At 54.9% G+C, this 3,047-nt stretch carries 2 protein-coding genes and 2 pseudogenes; 3 read left to right on the forward strand and 1 reads right to left on the reverse strand.

Translation table 11 applies throughout. The features are described from left to right. Positions 1-36: 36 nt before the first annotated feature. Positions 37-360 carry a pyridoxal-phosphate dependent enzyme gene (locus FKW19_RS14545; RefSeq protein WP_003626860.1) on the reverse strand — a complete coding sequence of 108 codons (324 nt, stop codon included), beginning with the start codon at positions 358-360 and terminating at the stop codon, positions 37-39. A gap of 185 nt (positions 361-545) precedes the next feature. Here FKW19_RS14545 and FKW19_RS14550 point away from each other — a divergent pair. From FKW19_RS14550 to FKW19_RS14560, 3 genes and pseudogenes are all read left to right on the forward strand, one after another. Next, positions 546-779 (forward strand): annotated as a pseudogene (locus FKW19_RS14550) (transposase); the annotation flags it as partial. Between the two features lie 235 nt (positions 780-1,014). Then, the gene (locus tag FKW19_RS14555; RefSeq protein ID WP_003627592.1) at positions 1,015-2,382 is read left to right on the forward strand and encodes an IS110 family transposase; all 1,368 of its coding nucleotides are present in this window, start codon (positions 1,015-1,017) and stop codon (positions 2,380-2,382) included. Beyond that, positions 2,383-2,931 (forward strand): annotated as a pseudogene (locus FKW19_RS14560) (IS3 family transposase); the annotation flags it as partial. Positions 2,932-3,047: the final 116 nt, after the last annotated feature.

Here is a 3,047-nt window from a genome sequence, read left to right on the forward strand (position 1 = left end):
ATCGCCATTCCCTCAATCAACGCAGAAGAAATAGAATCATACAGAAGACCTCAAAACCAGGGGGTTTTTAGAACCCTCCAGGTGGCGGGCGCGTTCGGACGTGGTTTCTGGAACGACGACGACGACGGGGACACCTAGCTTACGACCGGCGTAAGCAACAGCCAGTCCAGCATTGCCGCCGGAAGATGAAATGAAGCGGCGCGCACCTTTGCCATAGTGATATTCGCAGGCATGACCAATACCGCGAATCTTGAACGATCCTGACGGCTGCGCCGCCTCCATTTTCATCCAGACCTGCGTTCCATTCAACTGTTCAAGCGGCAACGATTCAAGCAGGGGCGTTTTTATACTCAGAGACATTATTTAAACTCCTGAAAGGTAAAAAGATCAGGCTAAAGATTGAATTTCGAGTTCTACATTGAGGTCATAAGTCGGTCGACTCACGATGGTAGAACGCGCCAAGAAACCTTCCTGAAGTAATTACGGTGAGTAGGCCCTAGATTTCTGGACGCCCTGGCTCCTAAAAATGAGGACAGGAGGCGTTGATGGGGAAGCCCAATTTCAGTGATGAGTTCAAGCGTGATGCGGTGACGCAGATTACCGAGCGGGGATATCCGGTAGCGGAAGTTTTGCAGCGGCTCGGGGTCAGCACACATTCGCTGTATGCGTGAAAGCGGCAATTCGCGAAGGTGGTATCGGGCGATTCTGGCAAGGATGCCGAGATCCGGCAATTGAAGCGCGAACTAGCCCGGGTCACCGAGGAGCGCGATATCTTAAAAAACGATCCCGGACGTTTGTCCGCCTGTGCGGCATAGAAACGGGCCATGCTATTGTGCCGGACAGGAGGGTAGCGGCCGTTCGCTTATTGGCGGGTTCGTCCCCGTTAAAAAACGTGGTCCATGGAACTGTGCGAACTTGAGAATGGTGACACCGCCTTGCGGTGATCCCGGTTAGGAAGATGATTGATAGGCATGTTCCACACCCTCCTCCAGCACACTGTGTGGAGATGTTACGATGCCTCGAAAATCTGCAAAAGCGTCCTTTGATCTCACACGCCATATTCAGGGAGCCGCTGCGATCGATATTGGATCACGGATGCATATGGCGGCGGTGTCCCCTGAGGCTGCGAAGGACCCAATCCGGTCCTTTGGCACATTTACGTCCGACCTGCATGCGTTGGCTGAGTGGTTCAAAGACTGCAAAGTCACCAGTGTCGCCATGGAATCTACAGGCGTCTACTGGATCCCGGTTTATGAAATCCTTGAGCAGCATGGTTTCGACGTCATTCTGGTGAACGCGCGCTACGCCAAGAATGTACCTGGTCGCAAGACGGACGTGAGCGATGCCGGATGGCTCCAGCAACTTCATTCCTATGGCTTGCTGCGTGGAAGCTTTCGGCCTCAGGCCGATATTGCCGCATTGCGGGCTTACCTGCGTCAACGTGAACGTCTGGTCGAGTATGCTGCGGGACATATCCAGCACATGCAGAAAGCCCTGATGGAAATGAATCTGCAACTCCATCACGTTGTCTCCGACATCACTGGCGTCACAGGCATGCAGATTATCCGGGCAATTGTCGGCGGTGAACGTGATCCAGAGACGCTGGCCGCTAAGCGCGACGTCAGATGCCGCTCATCGGCAGAAGTGATATCGGCAGCTCTGATGGGCAATTATAGAGATGAACATGTGTTCGCTCTGACGCAGGCACTGGAGCTCTATGATATTTATCAGGAACGGATCATGGCCTGTGATCGCCGCATGGAAGGCCTGTTACTGCTTTTGAGCCACGGCAGTGCAAAGCCTGCGGCAGACCTCCCAAAGCCTCGGATCAAGACAAAGCAGGTGAGTGTTCCGTCCTTCGACGTCCGCGGCATTCTATATCGCTTGCTGGGCGTGGATCTCACGCAGATCCATGGCATCGGTGTTTCCTTGGCACTCAAGCTTGTGGCAGAATGCGGCACAGACCTTCGCGTCTGGCCAAGTGCAAAACATTTCACGTCCTGGCTCTGCCTTGCTCCGGGAAACAAGATTTCCGGAGGAAAGCTTCTGTCATCTCGCACACGCCGATCCTCAAGCCGGGCCGCAGCACTGCTACGTCTGGCAGCCACAACGCTCGGGCGAAGCGATACGGCGTTGGGGGCTTTTTACAGACGCTTATCAGCGCGGGTCGGGAAAGCCAAGGCAGTCACCGCCACGGCTCGGAAGATAGCGGTTCTGTTTTACAATACCCTCAGGCACGGCATGATTTATGCCGATCCCGGAGCGGGACATGACGATGAAATCCATCGCAAACGTGTCGTCTCCAATCTCCACCGACGTGCGCAGTCATTAGGGTTTGTCCTGCATCCCATCCCTGTAGCCACCGAGCCTGGTGTTTCTTAGGAAAGCCACCGCGTATTTCGCCAAGGATGCAAAGTGAGATACGCCTTCATTACCGAGCATCGTGATCGTTTTGGAGTTCGGGCGATGTGCCGCTGTCTGGCCGTGCAGCCCAGTGGCTACTATGCCTGGCGGAAGGAGCCGTTGAGCCGACGGGCTTGCGAGGATGCCCGACAGACCACGTTGATCCGTCAGGCCTGGAACGACAGTGGCAGGGTTTATGGCTACCGTAAGCTGCACGATGATCTGCTCGATCAGGGCAGTCAGTTTACCAGCATGGACTGGACTGCCTTCATACGGGCTCACAATCTGGAACACTCGATGAGCCGCCGCGGCAATTGCCACGACAATGCTGTAGCGGAAAGTTTTTTCTCATCGCTCAAGCGTGAGCGCATCCGGCGTCGAACTTACAAAACGCGCCAGGAAGCCCGACAGGACGTGTTTGACTACATCGAAATGTTCTATAACCCGGTGCGCAAGCGGGTCAGGAACGAGATGCTGTCACCCGTGCAGTTCGAACAACAGCAGACTTTGAATGATCAAGGCGTCTAGAAAACTAGGGCCTACTCACGGCGTGTCTCATCAACGGCCCATACTGACTTCGTGCTGGATGCCCTTGAGCAGGCTCTGTGCCAGAGGCGGCCAGAGGGAAAAGTGACCCACCATTC

The sequence above is a fragment of the Acetobacter sp. DmW_125128 genome (genome assembly GCF_008704325.1).
In the GTDB taxonomy this organism is placed as follows: Bacteria; Pseudomonadota; Alphaproteobacteria; order Acetobacterales; family Acetobacteraceae; genus Acetobacter; species Acetobacter oryzifermentans.